We start from the raw sequence: 17347 nt of genomic DNA, 5'->3' as shown, positions 1-17347 counted from the left end.
AGACGGCGATGCGACATTTTCCGTCAGATGGGAAACCGACGTGCTGTGACCGATCTAGTTCGACTGCCAGTTTTCGAGGACATCCCTCAGTGTGACGGTTTCAAGCTGCTCGCTGAACCGGGAGCGGTAGACTTCCATAAGAGCGTCGTGAGTCTGGTCGGCCGAGCTGCAGATGGCATCGGAAACCAGAATGACACGGAAACCGCGGTCAACCGCACCTAGCACCGTGGCCAGAACACAGACGTCTGTCTCTCCGCCCGTGACAACGAGCGTATCCACCTCCATGCCGTCGAATAGCGCATCGAGCCGGCCTTCCGTCCAGGGCGAATAGACGGCCTTGTCGATTACCTTCGCCGGCGGCACGAAGCGCGCCAGTTCGGGCATGAGCTCCACCAGCGCCGGATCAATATTTTCGAGTGTGGCTTCGGCCCAGCGTCGGTAATAGTGAACCCACATGCCCATACCCTCGCCCGGTCGTGAGACGGGAATGAAACGTGTGAAGATGGTGCGCTCCGCATGCCGGCTAACAAGTTCCTCGATGGCAGGCAGCACATGTTTGGCCCATGGTATATTCCATGGGCCCGCAGCGCCAAAAAGGCCTTGCATATCGACACAGACGTGAACCGACGCTTGGCTGAGAGGGCCGTGTACAAGACCGCGAGCTGCCATCATCCCTCGCCAACAATTGCCAATTCGCCTCAAAGCGGCGTGTTGCCATTGGCCTGCCGGGCGGCTTCGGCCTGGGCGACGTCGATCGTGCAAAGCTCGTTGCCGGCGGGATCGCGCATTCGTACCAGCCATCCAGTCAGGTCGTCATCGCCGGGTTGCAGATCGACCAGCATGTCGATCGCGCAACGAATTGCTTCGGCGCGAGCGGCCTCAAAACTTGGCATCACGGCAGGGGGAACCTGACGGGCCTGGTCCCCATCGCGATATTCGAACATGTAAATATTGCGCTCCGTAGTTTGGACGTCGTCGAGTTTCGCAGAACTAAGCGATACATCTTTCCGCTCGACAGGCATCTCGAAGGCAGCGGTCTGGACAAGCAGTGCTTTTGCACGGTCGATTGCTCCGAGAGCGTCATCAGCGTCGCCTCGCGCCATTTCGACGGCGATAGATTCCCCGCCCTCGCCCTCAAACACCACACGGATTAGAGGCAGGCCTGAGGACGCGGCGGCTGGTCCAATGTTGATACCAACAATCTGCATGGGAAATCCTTCAATTGTTCGGTGACTCAGGGTTGCGGCCGATCAGCGATTGAGCGCATCGTCGTGCTCGTCAGCGCGGCCGATATAGTCGCTGGCAGCGGCCAATACTGCTAGGAACGCAGCCGCGTATCTGGCAAACCCGAAGGCCTGCGCGGCGGCTAGTTTCGCACCATGCAGATGCTCAGCGAGAAACGCGTCCGCTGCATCGCGGACTTCAGCCCCAGCCTTGCCGAACAGGTCGCGCTCTTTTGCCGTGGGCTCAAACGCCTTGCCGATAATGTGGCCGATCAACAGCCCTCCCGCAGACCCAGCGAGCACCTTCGCCCGCGTCAAGTTTGTCACCCCCTGGTGCGTACGGGCTTCGTGTCGAATTGGCGCTGCGTCCGAATGCGCGGCGCCGGCAACCAAGTCGACAGCCTCATAATCGGCGCCTGCTGGGACGCGGGCACTTCGCCTGCCCGCGTCGAACACCGCAACTGCGCCCAACGCGACCGCCGCGGCGGCGCCGCCATTATCCTTCACCGCGTCGGACACACCGCCAAGGGCCTTCGCAACCTTCCGCTTCGCGTATCGCGTCGACGCATCGACCAGATTTCCGGGCTGCAGCCGCCGGCTGATTTCGCTGACAGGCTCAAACAAGGCCTGCCGTTCTGCTCGGCTTTGCAGCATGATCTCTCGCATCTCTTCACTGGGTTGAGCCAAAACGCATCCCCTGTTTTAGTGCTGCGATATCGGTGCGCACCTGGTTGACGGTCTCGACCGGTGTGATGGTCCATCCGGCAAGCGCTCGCTTGGCAAGATAGAGCAACAGCACTCCGCCTACCCCCAGCAAAGAACCGACGACCAGACAAGCGACCATCGGATTTACGCCAAACTGGATCATTGCGAGGATCAGGAACTGGACCATGGCAAAGGCTGCCAGGACAAAGAGCGCCAATGCAGCGATTCCGCATGCTCCTGACGAGACGATCGTCGACGTCTTGACCTTCATCTCCGCCTGGAGAAGACGAAGATCGAGCCACATCAGCGAAGCGAACTGGCTCAACCCTTCGCTGAACACGCTCCCCAAGGAGCGGCGATCGGAACCATCATCCATTTGGAGTGCTCCTCCTTTTCAGGACCGATCGGAGCTTCGCATGATGCGGGTGAGAACCACCCCGGCCAGGATGCCTACGCCGAAAAAGGCCGCAGGCTGGCGCTGGGCGAATTTGGTAACGGAATCCAGCAATTCACCGACGTTTCGGTCCCTGATATCCGACGAGATCCGTTCCACGCCTTCGGCGGCGGTGCGGACCATGCCAGCAACCTGAGGTGATTGCTTCTCGATCCCATCAGCGGCTTCCTTGACGGAATGGGCAATGTTGGCGATCGCGTCGGCGCCGGCGGTCTTGTTCGACTCCACCGCTTCCTTGAACGCCCCAGCAGCATCTGATGCCACCGAGCCGGCATAATTTTTCGCGTCAGTCGAAACCGACGCAGCGGCGGTTTTGAGGTGGGTTGCAGTTTCGGCCGCGCTCGACTTCAATTTACCGAGCGCTTCCTTGCTTTTGCCGGTCCGGCCGGTATCGGTCTCGTCCTGCCATTCATTCTCATTAGAGGACCCGCTGAGGTCGTTGGTGATTGGCGTGTTCACGATTTTTCACTCCTGTTGTCTCGAGTTGATGTCGTGAATTGAACTCGGCCAACAGCAACCAGTTCCCTGGCGGAAACGAATATTCCTGCCGCTATTGCGTCCGCACCGGCCGCCATACAGACATGCCCGTTGCTCGGAGCCTCGCAGCTTTTGCTGGACGAGTTCTCGGAACTCTATGCATCTCTGGCCTGCCGCTCACCATTCAATCGCGGAGCCTACTAGAAGGCTGACTTCGTCCACCAGCTCGGCCCATGAGCCGTTGGCGCCGTGCACCGCGGGTCCGAGTGGAACTTCACGACGCAAGTAAGATCTCAAAGGTCAGGTCGGGAGGAGACGACAAAAGCGACTGCAGATGCTCAACGCCTGGGTTGTACGGTGCGGACATCAAGCTCCCCACATCCATTCGTTTGCGCTAAGGAACAAAAGAGCGTCCAGCCAATTCCCTACAAAGAAGACCGCCATTGAGCAGGTGATGTTAGGGAGGAAAAGATGGGCTTGTTCGCAAAATATTTCTCTGGCCTTCGTGGCAAAAAGCCGGCCGAGAAAGAGAAGAGTGGCGACATGCGTAAGGCTACGGGCGCAGGTCCAGCAATAGCTGCACACTCGAAGGATGCCCAGACCACGGCTGCTACTGGCCAGAATCCCGCCGCCGCAAGGAAGAGATCAAATGGCTAGCGTGCAGCTTTGCCGTCCATTTTCGGGGAAGGATCTGTCTGCGAGTTTTCCGCCAATGGATTGAAACTGATCCCCTCAAAGGGGAGCCCCGCAAAGCGGGATCAAGAACTCGACGCTAGCTAATCGCGCGCTGCGGACCCTACACTGGACTCTGCGAGGGAACGAATGATTCTTCTGCGAATTATTAGCGGGCGCTAACAAATTTGTGGGACGGTATAATGGGGGAGTCTAGATTGGCGTCGCGTCGTTCGGATCTCATTCCGATGATCATTCTCGTCATGCTTTCCGCCCGCTAGGATGTCATTGCTCCTGGGATTGAAGGCGGTGGCATTTGGCTGACAAACGGCGCCTCAGAGTCCTCGTTGTTGAGGACGAAATACTTGTCGCCATGCTGCTCGAAGACATGCTGGCGGATCTGGGATTTGAGGTTCTCGGCCCGGCTATGCGCCTTGACGCTGCGCTAAAGATGGCCCTGGACGAAAGTTTCGATCTTGCCGTCCTGGACGTCAATTTGGCAAATGAACAATCCTTTCCTGTGGCCCAGCTTTTACAGGAGCGAGGTATCCCGTTCGTTTTCGCCACTGGATACGGGCTGCGTGGGCTGGACGAGCGCTTTAAAGAAGTCACGACACTTCAAAAGCCCTTTGAACCGCACCAGCTCGCGAATGCAATTTCCTTGGCCCTCCCTTCTAAGGACGAGGATAAATAGTTTCATTTTCTAGATAGCACTTGCCTAGTCTCAGCATGGTTGGCGGCCTGAACAATGTGGGGATGGAAGTTGCCTCGTCTGTCAGCTCGAATGTATCTACTAAGCCTAATAACGGCGGCCGTTGTGCCTGTCTGGCTCTTTGCCGCTTACCTCCTCGCCCAATACGCCTTGAACGAGCGGTCGCGTTTCGAGGGTGAGGCACTGCAGGTCGCGCGCCAGATATCACTCGTGGTCGAAGGCGAGATTACAAACCTCGCCACAGTGGTCGAAGGCCTTTCCAAGTCATCCTCTATGTCTGGGGGCGACCTGATGACGCTGCACAAGGAAGCCACTCGCCTGGTGCAGGGTACGGATCGAGTCATCTTGCTGCGCGACTTGGGCCGCAACCAGTTGATCAATACTCAGTTGCCCTTCGGCGCCGCTTTGCCGCCCGTCACAGCGTTGTCGACATCGGAAATCGCCAAGGTCAAATCCAAACTGCCGATCGTCAGCAGCGTCTATGCCGCCTCTGGAGAATATCGGATTGCCGTCGCGATCCCTGTGCGTGGCCCCAGAGGCGAAGAATGGCTTCTCGCCGTCTCGGTCCCCACCGTCCACATTCGCGACGTCATGATGCCGGCGGTGCCCGAAGGTTGGACGATCGGCGTTGGCGACCGCGAGGGCGCCTATGTGGCACGATCAACACTCCACGAGGAGATGACCGGTAAGCCGGGCTTGCCAGAGTATCTTGAGAAGGTCGCCGGCCGCTCGGGCACGTTCACCTCCCGAAACTTTCAGGGCATGACACTGCTTGCCGGCTACTACCGTTCCGGAGCTTCCAACTGGTTCTACACGGCAAATGTTCCGCTCTCTGTAGTCCAGGCGCCCCTTTGGCGATCTCTTGCTGCGATCGCTGCGCTCGCCCTTGTGGCGATGCTGATCTCTTCCGCACTCGCCTACGTTGTCGGGAACGGCTTCGCCAAGGCGGCCCGCGATCTGGCTAGCCGCGCTGATGCGTTGGGCCAAGGCCGACCGGTCACCGCCATGTCCACCGCGGTTTCAGAGTTTGCAGTGGTCGCTGACGCACTTGTCGCCGCAGAGCGCGCGCTTGCGGAACGCGAGTTCGAGCTGGAAGCTGTCCTGGAGACTGCTCCTGCGGCGGTCTGGTTCACATATGATCCACAAGCACGCCAAGTGATACGCAATCGCTTCGCCGCGGAACTCATGGGCTTGCCTACCGACAGTCGCAAATCCTTCGGCACGACCGATTTGGTCATCGACACGATCGCTTTGCAGGATGGGCATACTGTGAGCCGCGAAGATCGGCCGCTCAGCAAGGCGATGCGCGGCGAGCAGACAGACAATCAGGAATTTTCCTATATTCTTCCGAACGGCATTCAACGGACACTTCTGTCGAGTGCCCGCCCGATCCGCGGCACCTCTGGCAAGGTCATCGGTGCGGTGCAGGTCAGCCTCGACATAACCGCACGTAAGCAGGGCGAAGAACAGCGCCGGCTTCTTGTCAACGAGCTCAATCACCGTGTCAAAAACACCTTGGCAGTTGTTCAGTCCATCGCGAGCCAAACCCTGCGCAATGCCACGAGTTTGCCAGAGGCGGAGCGCTCGCTCTCAAGCAGGCTTGTCTCTCTTGCCAAGGCACACGATATCCTGACGCAAGAGAATTGGAGCGGGGCCGATCTGAAGGATGTCGTCGCGGCGGCACTTTCACCGCATGCCAATACGGAGCGCTTGCAAATCGTAGGGGACGAGGTCTGGCTTTCCCCCGCTCTGGCGTTGTCCCTATCATTGGGTTTCCATGAACTGGCCACCAACGCAATCAAATACGGAGCACTTTCGTGCAAGGAGGGAACCGTCTCGATCTCCTGGGTAACAAGCCGGCAAGAGCAGAGGAAGCACGTTCGAATAGAATGGCGCGAGCTGGACGGCCCTCCTGTCGCGGCAATCGAGCGCAAAGGATTCGGTACACGAATGCTTGAGAGGCTTCTCGGGCCAAAATCTGCAGGGACCGTCACAATCACGTTCGAGCCGACCGGTCTCGTTTGCGTTTTTGAGGTTGACCTGGGAGAACCTAGGGGCCCTGATTACGCGTCTTGAGCCCAGCACGAGGGATCTCCCTCGCCCGCCATTTAATTGTTCCAGCTTGCATCACTTGGATGCAGTCGCATCTGGTCGTGCTCGTTGCGTATCCGGAAGAAGCGGCGCCGCCCGCAAAAAAGTGTAGCGCCCTTGCCGATATCGTCCCACTAGCTCCCGACGAAAACCTTTTTGCCCCACATGCGTTGTCCCTCCAACAAAGGAGGCAATCCATGTTGACGAAAACGAAAACCGACACGTCGAAGACTACGGGGAAGCAGCGCAGCGTGCAGCGCAAGGTGGCCGCCGACGACCTCAAGAAGGCGAAAGCCAAGCCCGACGCCGCCATGCAGGCAGGCGCCCGACCCTATCCCGAGCCGCCTTTTCCCAAGCAGCATCATCCCAAGCCGGGCGAGGAGGCGCAGGTGAAACCGGCGCCGCTCTACGACGCGCCGTTCTGGCAGGGCTCGAAGAAACTCGACGGCAAGGTGGCGCTCATCACCGGCGGCGATTCCGGCATCGGCCGCGCAGTGGCAGTGCTGTTTGCACGCGAAGGCGCCGACGTCGCCATCGTCTATCTCAGCGAAGACCGGGATGCCGAAGTGACCAAGCAAGCGGTCGAGGCCGAGGGCCGGCGCTGCCTGGCGCTGCGCGGCGATGTCGGCAGCCGCGCCTTCTGCCGACGCGCGGTCGAGAGCACGGTGAAGCAACTCGGCAAGCTCGACGTGCTGGTCAACAACGCCGCCTTCCAGGTTCACTCGGCCGACTTCGCCGACCTCACCGAGGAGCATTTCGACGCCACACTGAAGACCAATCTCTACGGCTATTTCCACATGGCCCAGGAATCAGTGGCGCACATGAAGCCGGGCTCGGCCATCGTCAACACCGGTTCGGTCACCGGCATAGAGGGCTCGAAAGAGCTGGTCGACTATTCGATGACCAAGGGTGGCATCCACGCCTTCACACGCGCGCTGTCGGGCAATCTGATCGCCAAGGGCATCCGGGTCAACGCGGTGGCGCCGGGGCCGGTCTGGACACCGCTCAACCCGTCCGACAAGCAAGCGGCGGATGTCTCGCAATTCGGCGCCAAGACGCCGATGAAGCGCCCGGCGCAGCCTGAAGAGATCGCACCGGCCTATGTGTTCCTGGCCTCGCCGCAATGCTCGAGTTACATCACCGGCGAAATCCTTCCGATTGTGGGTGGATATTGAGCGGTCAATCGCCGCTGCAGCGCTTGAGGACGAGCCCGGCGTCATAATCTTGCGCTGCCAGCTTAAAGCTGAGACTCGATCGGAAGATGGCGGACCAGGCCCGCCAGGACACGGCGAAAATATCCGGCTTCTGGTTCATGCGTATAGTCCTGCAGCTTGCCCTCGTCGCATCCATGCCAGTGCAGAACGTTGGCTTTCAGTTCGAGGCGATAGCTAGCCTCCGGAGATATCTCTGACTGGAATCGATGCCGTAGCTCAGCGACCAATTTCGCATCCTCGAAGAGCACGCCCATTTCCGAATTCAAAGACACTGACCGCGGATCGAAATTGAAGGAGCCGACGAAGCCGGTCTTGTCGTCAACGGTGAAAGCCTTCGTATGCAGACTGGCGCCTTTTGAACCAAACACCGAAATTGACGGCTGACGGCTGAATGGTTGAAGCTCAAAAAGTTTGACGCCGTTCCTCAGCAGCCGCTTGCGATAGTTTGCGTAGGCGCCGTGGACCGCGGCGACGTCTGTGGCGGCCAGGGAATTGGTCAGAACCGAAACGTCAACACCAGTGCCGACAAGGTCCAGCAACATCGCTGTGCCTCTTTTGCCGGGGATGAAATAGGGCGACACAATTTCTAGACATTCGCGCGTCGATTGAATGATGGGACGCAGCTCTTTCATAAGCCAGCTGCGACGTCTCCAGCCACGAACTTTCTCAGGTGGATCGGAAATGACCCGCACGCCCCCCACCCAATGAACATCGTTGCTGGCCGCGATAAATTCTACGACAGAGCCACGCTCCCCTATGCCGTTCAAGAATTTTGACTCGGTTTCGGACTCGTTCACTTCAAACCGTTTGACCTGCTCATGCTCCGTCGCTGCACCAAGCGTCTTGATTGGCTTGGATTCCTCGCATGCCCAGAAGGCATCAAATATCGCCGCCGTTTGCTGTACTGCAGGCCCCATGAGCAGCATGTCGAGGTCGCGGAAATTGGTCTCTGCCGCATCGAAATAGGCGTCGCCAACATTCCGTCCGCCGACAATGGCAAACCTGTCGTCGGCGATCCAAGCCTTGTTGTGCATACGTCGTGTCAGTGCAAAGAGCCGCAACAGCACTTCCAGACCACGAATGATTCCGCTTGGATTGAACAACTTCAGTTCGATGTTTGGATGATTGTTCAGCGCCAGATAGGCAGCATCGTTTTTGCGCGGATTGACGTCGTCAAGGAGCATACGGACCCGCACGCCGCGCTCAGCGGCTCGAAAAACCTCTTGCAAGAGCAAGCGACCGGTGTGGTCATCGTGCCAAAGGTAATACATCAGGTCTAAGGTGCGCTCTGCACTCCGTGCCGCTAGCACGCGCACAGCGAAAGCGTCATAGTTGTCCGAGACAAGAAGCAAGCCGCTCTTGCCGGCCTTGATGTTGTCGTCTGCGATTTGAGAAACCGATACGTCCATGAAAATTGGCCACCTTCGGACGGCGGTCGCAGCCGGCCCATGCTCAAAATCATAGCAAGAACCCGTCAGTGCAATTCTGGTTGCATACCCAACCGTCTGACAGTGCGTTGAAGTGGGATGACTGACGACAGCGCGACATCATCGCCGAAGGGCGATGTCCATTGCCTTTTCCAAGTCTTCATCAAAAAAGGGCTTGGCCAGGCGGGTCGCACTTGTCTGTGTGCCAGACGGAAGTTCGGCATAACCCGTGGCAAGAATTGCGGGAAGGTCTGGGCGCTCGGTTCTAACGATCTCGATCAGGTCAGCGCCCGTCATCCCGGGCATGGCATGATCGGTGATGAGCAAATCCAGCTTCGGTTCGCTCTTCAGGATTTCCAGCGCCCGGGTCGCTGACCCTGCCTCCAAAACTTTATGACCGAGATCCTCGAGCATTGCGACCGTGTTCATGAGAACAAGAGGATCATCATCAACAGCTAGGATTGATATCGCTTCCCGGTTCGGCCTCTTCATCGCGGGCATCTGAACCTTCTCGGCCTGAGACTGCGATGAGGTAGCGGCGGGCAGCCAAATCTCCACCGTGGTCCCGGCGCCGAGTTGACTGTGAACCTTGAGCCGGCCTCCTGACTGCTCGGCAAATCCCTGCGCCATTGCAAGTCCCAAACCAGTCCCCTTGCCGACGCCTTTGGTTGTAAAGAAGGGCTCGGTCGCCCGGGAGAGCGTTTCCGCGTCCATTCCTTGGCCTACGTCCTTCACCGACAAACGGACGTAGCGACCTGCTTTAAGCTTGTGACTATTGAAAGCATCCAACTCCTCGGCCTCGGCGCTAATGACAAGCGAGCCTCCGGAGGGCATCGCATCTCGGGCATTGACTGCGAGGTTCAACAGCACCGACTCTAGCTGGTTGGGGTCAGTGACAGTGCTGGGCAGCGACAAGGGAAATTGGGTCAAAACAGGGATAGTCGGACCGATAGCCCTTTCAAGCATATTGGTCATCCCGAGCACCAGTTCGGGAATGGAGACCGTTTGTTGATCAAGGTCTTGGCGGCGTGCAAACGCCAACATTCGCTGGGTCAGCGATGAGCCCCTTTCCGCAGCCTGCAAAGCGTTGTCCAGGAGGGACACAAGTTTCGGATCATTGGTGAGACGCCTGCGTATCATTGAGAGGCTGCTCTGGATCACCATCAGAAGGTTGTTGAAGTCGTGCGCGACCCCACCGGTCAGCTGACCTATGGCTTCCAGTTTTTGGATTTGAAAAAGCTGTTCGCGGGTTTGCTCCAGCTCTTTCTGAGCCTTGCTGCGTTCGGTCACATCGCGGGTGATTTTGGCAAAGCCAATCAGTTCCCCGCCGTCATTTCGGATTGCATCAATTATCACATGAGCGAGAAACGTCGTTCCGTCCTTGCGCAAACGCCAGGCTTCGCGCTCGAAACGACCGTCTTTGGCGGCGACCGCAAGGCTCTCTTCCGGAAGCCCTGCTTTTCGGTCGGCCTCAAGATAAAAGCGCGAGAAATGTTCGCCTAGAATTTCGTCTGCCTTGTACCCCTTGATCCGCTCGGCACCCAGGTTCCAGCTGGTTACAAACCCCTTCGCATCCAACATATAAATGGCATAGTCGGCCACGCTTTGGACCAATATCTGGAACTGTTCTTCACTGCTTTTCAAAGCCTGTTGAGCGCTCTGTCGTTCCGTCAGGTCTCGAGTGATATTCGCAAATCCCACCACAGTGCCGCCAGCACCACGCACGGGATCGATTACCACGTGCGTCCAGAACTCCGTTCCGTCCTTGCGTAGCCGCCACCCTTCGGCCTCAAACCGGCCTTCGGACGCAGCCGTTTTCAGTGCAAGCGCGGGCAATCCTGCGTCCCGGTCCCCCGGCTTATAGAAGACCGAGAAATGTTGGCCGATAATCTCAACTGCGCTGTAACCCATGGATTTTTGCGCGCCTGGGCTCCAGCTGCTTACAGTGCCCTGTGCATCGAGGAGGTACACCGCATAGTCGGTGATGGAATCAATCAGCACGCGATATCTGTCCTCAACCGGAAGCGAAGAGGTCGGCTGCTTGATTGACAATTTTTGCAAAGTCACTGCTCCCGTAACAGGTAGAAACGCCAGTTCAAAGCCTTGGTTCCGTTAAAGACCCGGCCACCTGAACCCTGGTCGGTCTTCGGGCCACGGGCCTCAACAGAAAGTCTGGGCTGCGCGCAACCAAAATCAAGTTCCGTCGTTTTGTCCGGTTCGATATTGGGGGGCGTTTTGGTGGGATCCAGCGAGGATATGGCGAGTGCTGCTTTTCGCAGCGCTGGCGAAATGGCTGACCGCATCGGGTCATTGCCCTGGAATCAGACGTCAGTCGGACCTGTTTCATCATGGCCCAGTGAGCTCAGAACACTGGTTAACCTGATCCTGGGTTCAGGCCAGCCGATGTTTGTCGTTTGGGGTTCTGAACGGATCTGGCTCTACAACGACGCTTTCATCCCCATTCTAGGAAGAAAACACCCGATCGCCCTCGGCTTGCCCAGCCACGATGTTTGGGCAGAAGCGTGGGACACGATCGGTCCGATGTTTGATCAGGTCTTTCAAGGTCGACCGGTGCATATGGACGACATTGAGATCCGCATTGACAAGCGCGGCACCCCTGAGGAGGCACACTTCGCTTTCTCCTACAACCCGATCGTGCAACCGGATAGCGGAGAGGTTTGCGGGCTGTTCGGCGTCTGCACGGAAACGACGGACCGATTTCTTGCAGAACGGCGGGAGCGCCTCGCCGCGGAGCGTCAGCTCAACCTGTTCGAACAGGCCCCGGGCTTCATCATCATAATGAGCGGCCCCGACCACGTGGTCGAATTCCTGAACGATGCCCATCGCCTTGTGTTCAACAGCAGCGAATGGCTGGGAAAGACCATACGGGATGCGTTTCCCAGTCTGGAAGGGCAAGGGTTTTTCGAACGCCTCGACGAGGTGTTCAAAAGCGGCGAAACGTTTGAGGCGCAAGGGGTCCCCGTTCGCTTTCGCCGTTCGCCGGAACAACCCGAGGAAACACGCTACCTCACCTTCATCTATGCGCCGCTCTACGATGGCGATAGCACCATCACGGGAATATTCTGCGAGGGCTTCGACGTCACCGAGACATTCCGCGCTAGACGGCGAAGCGCTGCGATCGCGGATCTCGCCGAGGTCGTCCGGCTGGTCGAAGATCCGGACGATCTCGCCTACGCTGCAGCAGAAATCATTGGTCGGGAGCTTGAAGTAAGCCGAGCCGGCTACGGCACGATCGATCTGGCCAAGGAGACCATTTCAATCGAACGCGATTGGAACGCACCCGGCATCAAAAGCTTGGCCGGGGTGCTGCATTTCCGCGACTACGGAACCTATATCGAAGACCTGAAGCAAGGCATCACCGTTGTCTGCGAAGACGCCGACACGGATCCACGGACAAGCCACAATGCGGAGGCGCTGAAAGCGATCAGCGCACAATCCTTCATCAACATGCCGGTCACCGAACAGGCCGGCTTCGTTGCGCTGCTTTACCTCAACCACGAAAGGCCGCGCTCCTGGTCCGAGGAGGAAATCGAGTTCGTTCGCGAGATGGCCGAGCGGACCCGCACAGCGGTTGAACGACGGCGTGCGCAAGCTGAACTGCGCCAGAATGAAAGTCGGTTGCGCTTTCTCGACGCACTTGGAAAAGAGACGTCAAAAAGCACCGACGCGGACGCCATTCTTGAAATCACCACCAGGATGCTTGGCGAGCATCTTGGTGTAGCGATTTGCGCATATGCCGACATGGAGCCCGACCAGGACCACTTTACGATACGTGGGGATTGGCACAGGCAAGGCTCAGGCAGCATCGTCGGCTACTACAGCCTGCAGGATTTTGGCGAGCTTGCCGTTCTCAGGCTGCATCAAGGGCTGCCGCTGATCATCAACGACAATCGAGCCGAACTCGCATCGCAAGAAGCCGCGACATTTCAGAATATCGGCATTTCTGCAACGATCTGCATGCCGCTCGTCAAAGAAGGACGCCTCACTGCATTGATGGCGATCCACGACAACGCGCCGCGAACATGGACGCAGAACGAACTCGCGCTTCTCACAGAAGTCACTGAACGATCCTGGGCTCATATCGAAAGGGTAAGATCGGATCAGGGTGCTGCCGAAACCGCGGAACGATTGAGCCTAGCTACCAAGGCGGCCGCAATCGGCATTTGGGATTACGATCCCGTCGCCGATCAGTTGCGCTGGGACGCCCAGTGCCGGGCACTGTTTGGCATCACGTCGGACAGCCCAGTTTCCTACACGGGCTCCTTTATCGCTGGCCTCCATCCAGATGATCGGGATCGAGCCGATGAGGCGGTCAGACGCGCCATCGCTCCAGACAGCTCAGAAGGCTTCAACATCGAGTATCGAACGATCGGCCTGGAAGACGGTATCGAACGGTGGGTGGCGGCAAGTGGTCATGCCATTTTCGAGGACAGGAAGGCCGTTCGTTTTATCGGGACGGTGATCGATATCTCAGACCGCAAGAAGGCGGAGCGCCACCTCAAGATCATGAACGACACCGGCGCGACCGTGGCCGCCGAATTGGACCTCGACAAGATCGTCCAGACAACCACAGATGCCGGCGTGCAGCTGTCGGGCGCACAGTTTGGGGCGTTCTTCTACAACGTGCTCGACGATCAGGGCGGCAGCTACATGCTCTACGCGCTATCGGGCGCGCCGCGGTCTGCGTTCCAAAACTACCCTATGCCGCGAGCGACCGCGGTGTTTGAACCGACGTTCCTCGGAACGGGCGTGGTTCGATCCGACGATATCCTGCTGGATCCGCGCTACGGCCACAACGCGCCGCGCAAGGGTATGCCGGAAGGCCACCTGCCCGTCCGCTCCTACCTGGCAGTGCCTGTCGTATCGAACTCCGGCGAGGTTTTGGGTGGTCTCTTTTTCGGCCACGCGGAGACCGGCAGATTTCGCCACGAGCACGAGAGTGCTTTGCTGGGCATCGCCGGACATGCCGCGACAGCGATCGACAATGCGCGGCTTTTCCAGGCGGCGCAGCGCGAGCTGCAAGAAAGACGACGTGCCGAAGCCGCACTACAGACACTCAACGCCACGCTTGAGCAAAGAGTTGCGGATGAGGTGGCCGAACGTTCCAAGGCCGAAGAGCAGCTGCGGCAGGTGCAGAAGATGGAGGCTGTCGGCCAACTGACGGGCGGCATCGCGCATGACTTCAACAACATGCTGGCCGTCATCATCGGCGGTCTCAATCTGCTGCAACGAAAGCTCGCTAAGGGCGAGACCGATGTCGGCCGGTTCGTGGAAGGCGCGATGGATGGTGCTCATCGCGCTGCCGCCCTGACGCAACGGTTGCTGGCATTTTCACGACAGCAGCCCCTTGCCCCCGAACCCATCAATGCGAACCGCCTGATTGGGGGTATGACCGATCTCCTCGTGCGAACACTTGGTGAAACGATCAAGGTCGAGACCGCTTTTGGCGCCGGCCTCTGGCAGGTGAAGGCCGACCCCGGTCAGTTGGAAAGCGCCTTGCTCAATCTGTCGGTCAACGCGCGCGATGCCATGCCGAACGGTGGCAAGCTGACCATCGAAACATCGAACGCCTATGTCGACGAGCGGTATGCTCGCGAGTCCGCGCTGGGATCCGGCCAATTCGTATTGATTGCCGTTACCGACACGGGCACAGGCATGTCGGCCGAGGTTCTCAGCAAAGCGTTCGACCCATTCTACACGACCAAAAGTGTCGGCAAGGGCACGGGGCTCGGCCTGAGCCAGGTTTACGGCTTTGTCCGACAGTCCGGTGGCAATGTTAAAATTTACTCCGAGCCAGGCGTGGGCACGACGGTCAAGATCTACCTGCCAAGACACTACGGCCAAGCCCAGCCAGATGCCGACGAACGCAAGCCGCGGTCGATAGATGGCGGCCTCGCTACCGAGATCGTCATGGTGGTGGAGGATGAAGACCGCGTGCGCGTCGTATCGGCTGAGGCGTTGCGCGAGCTTGGCTACACGGTTGTCGAGGCAAGCGGGCCGAATGAAGCCATCAAGCTGATTGAAGGCGGGCAGCAATTGTCCCTCCTATTCACCGACGTTGTCATGCCCGAGATGTCAGGGCGTCAGCTCGTCGATATCCTGCGCAAAAGGAATCCGACGCTGAAGGTCCTCTACACCACCGGCTACACGCGCAATGCGATCGTCCATAACGGTATTCTGGATCCCGGGACCCAGCTGCTGCCCAAACCATTCAGTCTTGAGGATCTGGCCGAAAAGGTGCGTGCGATTCTCGATGACCTCGCATAAGTGCCTGATACGAGTATTGGGAACGATTTGAAGGCGGCGTCGTTTGCTCTGACTGGAAACGGGATGAGCAAAATGGTTGCGCCACGTGCGCTGTGCAAGTCGGCTTGAGCGAAAGCAAGGAGGAATGTTTTTGGTCCGACTGACTAAGGAACAATGCCGCGCGGCAAGAGGACTGTTGGGTTGGCCACAAGTCAGGCTGGGATCAAAGGCCAACTTAAGCGAAGGAACGGTGCGGGATTTCGAAAACGGCAAGCGTGTTCCGGCCGTCGACAAGCTCACCGCCATGCAAACGGCGCTGGAACTCGCGGGCGTAGCCTTCCTGGAGGATGGCGAGACAGCTGAAGGCGGACCAGGGGTCCGGCTCAGAAAGGTCGCCGCGCCTCGTACGCATATTCGAGATGGTGAAGCCGGTATCATCGAGAGCAGCGACATGTAACCCAATTGGGCCTGTCCCTTCGCAAAGCCGCCCCCATCGGCCATCAAGCTGAGATTGGCGACATTCAGGGTCGCGTCTTCTCTTCGTCACTCGGCCGCGCCCAAGACGGGTTCTGACCGTCTGACTGGTGCGTCTTGTCATCGACGTCGTTTACAGGACGCGTCAGTCCAATCCCGTCTTTCGGCTTCCTGTTGCCAGCTGCGTCCTGGGAGAACGCGTCGGAAGGATCTGGACCGGCCCTGGCCGGATATTTCGTCGCTCCGGTTTCGCGATGGTTTTCATTGTCGGGCATTTCGATCCTCCTCGCTGATGATCGATAACCCCTCCAGACACCAAGGAGTTCCGCGCCCGATGGAACATTCCCTCTGGCAGGTCGTTGGCCAGCAAAGGGAGATGTTCGAATGGCCAGCATCAGAAATCTCAACAAGGGACTCGTAAGGGAGCCAGAAAGCGCCGGCGCCGAAATCGAGCGCAAAAATTCGACCGACAAGGATGCGGGCGAAGCTCCCGTTGCACCCAAGGCGGCAGGAACTGCGACCCAGAAGCAAACTCTTCTACCGATCCGTTCTCAAACCGGCGGAGCGATGCACCGCCGGTAAGCGGCAAGACACCGCGCCCAACCGACAGGTCAGGAGAATAGCCATGCCGCCCAAACCAGAGCCGACTGACGACCCGCCGGTAGACGCACCAACCTGGACGCCGGACGTGCGGGAGCCTGACCCGGATCTTCTTCCCGATGAGCTACCCGTCCCCAATCCCGACGAAAACCGTGACCCGCCAAAGCGAGCTCTGACATGAGAGGCGACGACGTCTACACTGGTGGTTGCCTTTGTGGGGCGGTTCGCTTCTCAGTCAAAGGCGCTCCGCTTCGCGTCGGCCTCTGTCACTGCCAGGATTGTCGGCGCGTGAGCGGCAGCGCGTTCAACTTCTTTGGCGTTTGGTCGCGATCGGTTTATGAAGGAACCGGAACCCTCACGACATTTGACGGCCGAAGTTTCTGTTCCGTTTGCGGGTCCCGAGTCGCATCTCTACGAGATGACGAGGCGGAGATCATGGTTGGTGCTCTCGATCTTGCTCCCAGCGATCTCATACCTGGCTATGAACTCTGGCTCGGGCGGCGGGAGCCGTGGCTGATGAACTTGCCATGGGCCGAGCAGTATCAGCACGATCGCGACTCTCGGACCATCGACGCTCCGCCGATCGAACCTGACATTGCAGCACCGGCGCAGCAAGGTGAGACATAGCGTCATGTTGCCTGAGCCCGGGGGCTCGTTTTCGAGGGGCCCGACGGCGTCGATCGCGGCGCTCGAAACTTGAGGGGAACGGCCGGCGCGGGAGACAGCTGCGCCAAGCACAGCGTTGACCATGCCGTCAGCTACGAATCGGCGCTGATGTCGGCGGCCAGAGCTTGCCCTTGTTGCCCCGTGTCGGCCAACGATTGAGCGGTCCTATACCTCTCCGAGATCAGCTTCGTTCCTTCGCGTCGGGCGCCGTTCATAATCGACAGGCGGCAAAAGCATGACTTCGGCTTCCTTGCGGCCGAACTCTCTGCCGATCTGGAATGCCGCATAAATCGCGCCGAGGCGAATAAGCAATCTAAACATGGGTGTCTCCTTCAACGGTACAAACCGTATGCCCGCAAGATCGT

General features: G+C 58.6%; 16 protein-coding genes. 7 read left to right on the top strand and 9 right to left on the bottom strand.

Translation table 11 applies throughout. From position 1 onward, the window contains the following. Positions 1-54 precede the first annotated feature (54 nt). The 5 genes from AC1DXU_RS25245 to AC1DXU_RS25225 are packed head-to-tail and all read right to left on the bottom strand — an operon-like array spanning position 55 to position 2841. Positions 55-669, bottom strand: a complete 615-nt coding sequence (locus tag AC1DXU_RS25245) for a cysteine hydrolase family protein (protein WP_477373335.1) — start codon at positions 667-669, stop codon at positions 55-57. A 29-nt stretch (positions 670-698) separates the two neighbouring features. Then, positions 699-1208 (bottom strand): DUF6894 family protein, encoded by a 510-nt coding sequence (locus AC1DXU_RS25240; RefSeq protein WP_477373333.1) that lies wholly within the window; start codon positions 1206-1208, stop codon positions 699-701. A gap of 42 nt (positions 1209-1250) precedes the next feature. Beyond that, on the bottom strand, positions 1251-1910 hold the full coding sequence (locus AC1DXU_RS25235) for a hypothetical protein (RefSeq protein ID WP_477373331.1): 660 nt from the start codon (positions 1908-1910) through the stop codon (positions 1251-1253). Then, complete coding sequence (locus AC1DXU_RS25230; protein WP_477373329.1) at positions 1894-2304, bottom strand: phage holin family protein; 411 nt, start codon at positions 2302-2304, stop codon at positions 1894-1896. Before AC1DXU_RS25230 ends, AC1DXU_RS25235 begins: the two co-directional genes overlap by 17 nt. Positions 2305-2322: 18 nt before the next feature. After that, a complete protein-coding gene (locus tag AC1DXU_RS25225) occupies positions 2323-2841 on the bottom strand; it encodes a hypothetical protein (protein WP_477373328.1) in 519 nt (172 codons plus the stop codon). A gap of 1006 nt (positions 2842-3847) precedes the next feature. Between AC1DXU_RS25225 and AC1DXU_RS25220 the strand changes: the two genes are divergently transcribed. The 3 genes from AC1DXU_RS25220 to AC1DXU_RS25210 all read left to right on the top strand — a co-directional run bounded on the left by AC1DXU_RS25220 (position 3848) and on the right by AC1DXU_RS25210 (position 7509). Beyond that, a complete protein-coding gene (locus tag AC1DXU_RS25220) occupies positions 3848-4225 on the top strand; it encodes a response regulator (protein ID WP_477373326.1) in 378 nt (125 codons plus the stop codon). Positions 4226-4348: 123 nt separating this feature from the next. Beyond that, complete coding sequence (locus tag AC1DXU_RS25215) at positions 4349-6319, top strand: sensor histidine kinase (RefSeq protein ID WP_477373324.1); 1971 nt, start codon at positions 4349-4351, stop codon at positions 6317-6319. A gap of 212 nt (positions 6320-6531) precedes the next feature. Then, the gene (locus AC1DXU_RS25210) at positions 6532-7509 is read left to right on the top strand and encodes an SDR family oxidoreductase (RefSeq protein ID WP_477373322.1); all 978 of its coding nucleotides are present in this window, start codon (positions 6532-6534) and stop codon (positions 7507-7509) included. Between the two features lie 62 nt (positions 7510-7571). Here the strand turns inward: AC1DXU_RS25210 and AC1DXU_RS25205 are convergent, their stop codons facing one another. Further along, a complete protein-coding gene (locus tag AC1DXU_RS25205) occupies positions 7572-8957 on the bottom strand; it encodes a phospholipase D family protein (RefSeq protein ID WP_477373320.1) in 1386 nt (461 codons plus the stop codon). A 138-nt stretch (positions 8958-9095) separates the two neighbouring features. After that, positions 9096-11036, bottom strand: a complete 1941-nt coding sequence (locus AC1DXU_RS25200) for a hybrid sensor histidine kinase/response regulator (RefSeq protein ID WP_477373318.1) — start codon at positions 11034-11036, stop codon at positions 9096-9098. Between the two features lie 228 nt (positions 11037-11264). Here AC1DXU_RS25200 and AC1DXU_RS25195 point away from each other — a divergent pair, with 228 nt between their 5' ends. Together AC1DXU_RS25195 and AC1DXU_RS25190 are read left to right on the top strand one after the other, a co-directional pair. Then, positions 11265-15263: a GAF domain-containing protein gene (locus AC1DXU_RS25195; protein WP_477373316.1), complete on the top strand. Its 3999-nt coding sequence runs from the start codon at positions 11265-11267 to the stop codon at positions 15261-15263. Between the two features lie 130 nt (positions 15264-15393). Then, complete coding sequence (locus tag AC1DXU_RS25190; RefSeq protein WP_477373314.1) at positions 15394-15699, top strand: helix-turn-helix domain-containing protein; 306 nt, start codon at positions 15394-15396, stop codon at positions 15697-15699. Positions 15700-15763: 64 nt separating this feature from the next. On the opposite strand, the gene AC1DXU_RS25185 is transcribed toward AC1DXU_RS25190, so the two are convergent. Continuing rightward, positions 15764-15991, bottom strand: coding sequence for a hypothetical protein (locus AC1DXU_RS25185; RefSeq protein ID WP_477373312.1), 228 nt, complete (start codon positions 15989-15991; stop codon positions 15764-15766). 109 nt (positions 15992-16100) lie between these two features. On the opposite strand from AC1DXU_RS25185, the gene AC1DXU_RS25180 reads away from it, so the two are divergent. After that, entirely contained in the window at positions 16101-16298 is a 198-nt protein-coding gene (locus AC1DXU_RS25180; RefSeq protein ID WP_477373310.1) for a hypothetical protein, read from the top strand. Positions 16299-16493: 195 nt separating this feature from the next. Next, positions 16494-16943 (top strand): GFA family protein, encoded by a 450-nt coding sequence (locus AC1DXU_RS25175; RefSeq protein WP_477373309.1) that lies wholly within the window; start codon positions 16494-16496, stop codon positions 16941-16943. Between the two features lie 204 nt (positions 16944-17147). On the opposite strand, the gene AC1DXU_RS25170 is transcribed toward AC1DXU_RS25175, so the two are convergent. Next, positions 17148-17303 (bottom strand): hypothetical protein, encoded by a 156-nt coding sequence (locus tag AC1DXU_RS25170; protein ID WP_477373307.1) that lies wholly within the window; start codon positions 17301-17303, stop codon positions 17148-17150. Positions 17304-17347 lie beyond the last annotated feature (44 nt).

Source organism: Mesorhizobium sp. P3_A10 (assembly GCF_056403175.1).
The sequence above is the reverse complement of the archived record's forward strand: the minus strand, read 5'-3'. Positions and strand labels throughout refer to the sequence as shown.

Bases quoted from the DNA above. Each gene is read 5' to 3' on its own strand.
- AC1DXU_RS25245 (WP_477373335.1), bottom strand. From the start codon at position 669: ATGGCAGCTCGCGGTCTTGTACACGGCCCTCTCAGCCAAGCGTCGGTT.
- AC1DXU_RS25240 (WP_477373333.1), bottom strand. From the start codon at position 1,208: ATGCAGATTGTTGGTATCAACATTGGACCAGCCGCCGCGTCCTCAGGC.
- AC1DXU_RS25230 (WP_477373329.1), bottom strand. From the start codon at position 2,304: ATGGATGATGGTTCCGATCGCCGCTCCTTGGGGAGCGTGTTCAGCGAA.
- AC1DXU_RS25210 (WP_477373322.1), top strand. From the start codon at position 6,532: ATGTTGACGAAAACGAAAACCGACACGTCGAAGACTACGGGGAAGCAG.
- AC1DXU_RS25205 (WP_477373320.1), bottom strand. From the start codon at position 8,957: ATGGACGTATCGGTTTCTCAAATCGCAGACGACAACATCAAGGCCGGC.
- AC1DXU_RS25195 (WP_477373316.1), top strand. From the start codon at position 11,265: ATGGCTGACCGCATCGGGTCATTGCCCTGGAATCAGACGTCAGTCGGA.
- AC1DXU_RS25185 (WP_477373312.1), bottom strand. From the start codon at position 15,991: ATGCCCGACAATGAAAACCATCGCGAAACCGGAGCGACGAAATATCCG.
- AC1DXU_RS25180 (WP_477373310.1), top strand. From the start codon at position 16,101: ATGGCCAGCATCAGAAATCTCAACAAGGGACTCGTAAGGGAGCCAGAA.
- AC1DXU_RS25175 (WP_477373309.1), top strand. From the start codon at position 16,494: ATGAGAGGCGACGACGTCTACACTGGTGGTTGCCTTTGTGGGGCGGTT.
- AC1DXU_RS25170 (WP_477373307.1), bottom strand. From the start codon at position 17,303: ATGTTTAGATTGCTTATTCGCCTCGGCGCGATTTATGCGGCATTCCAG.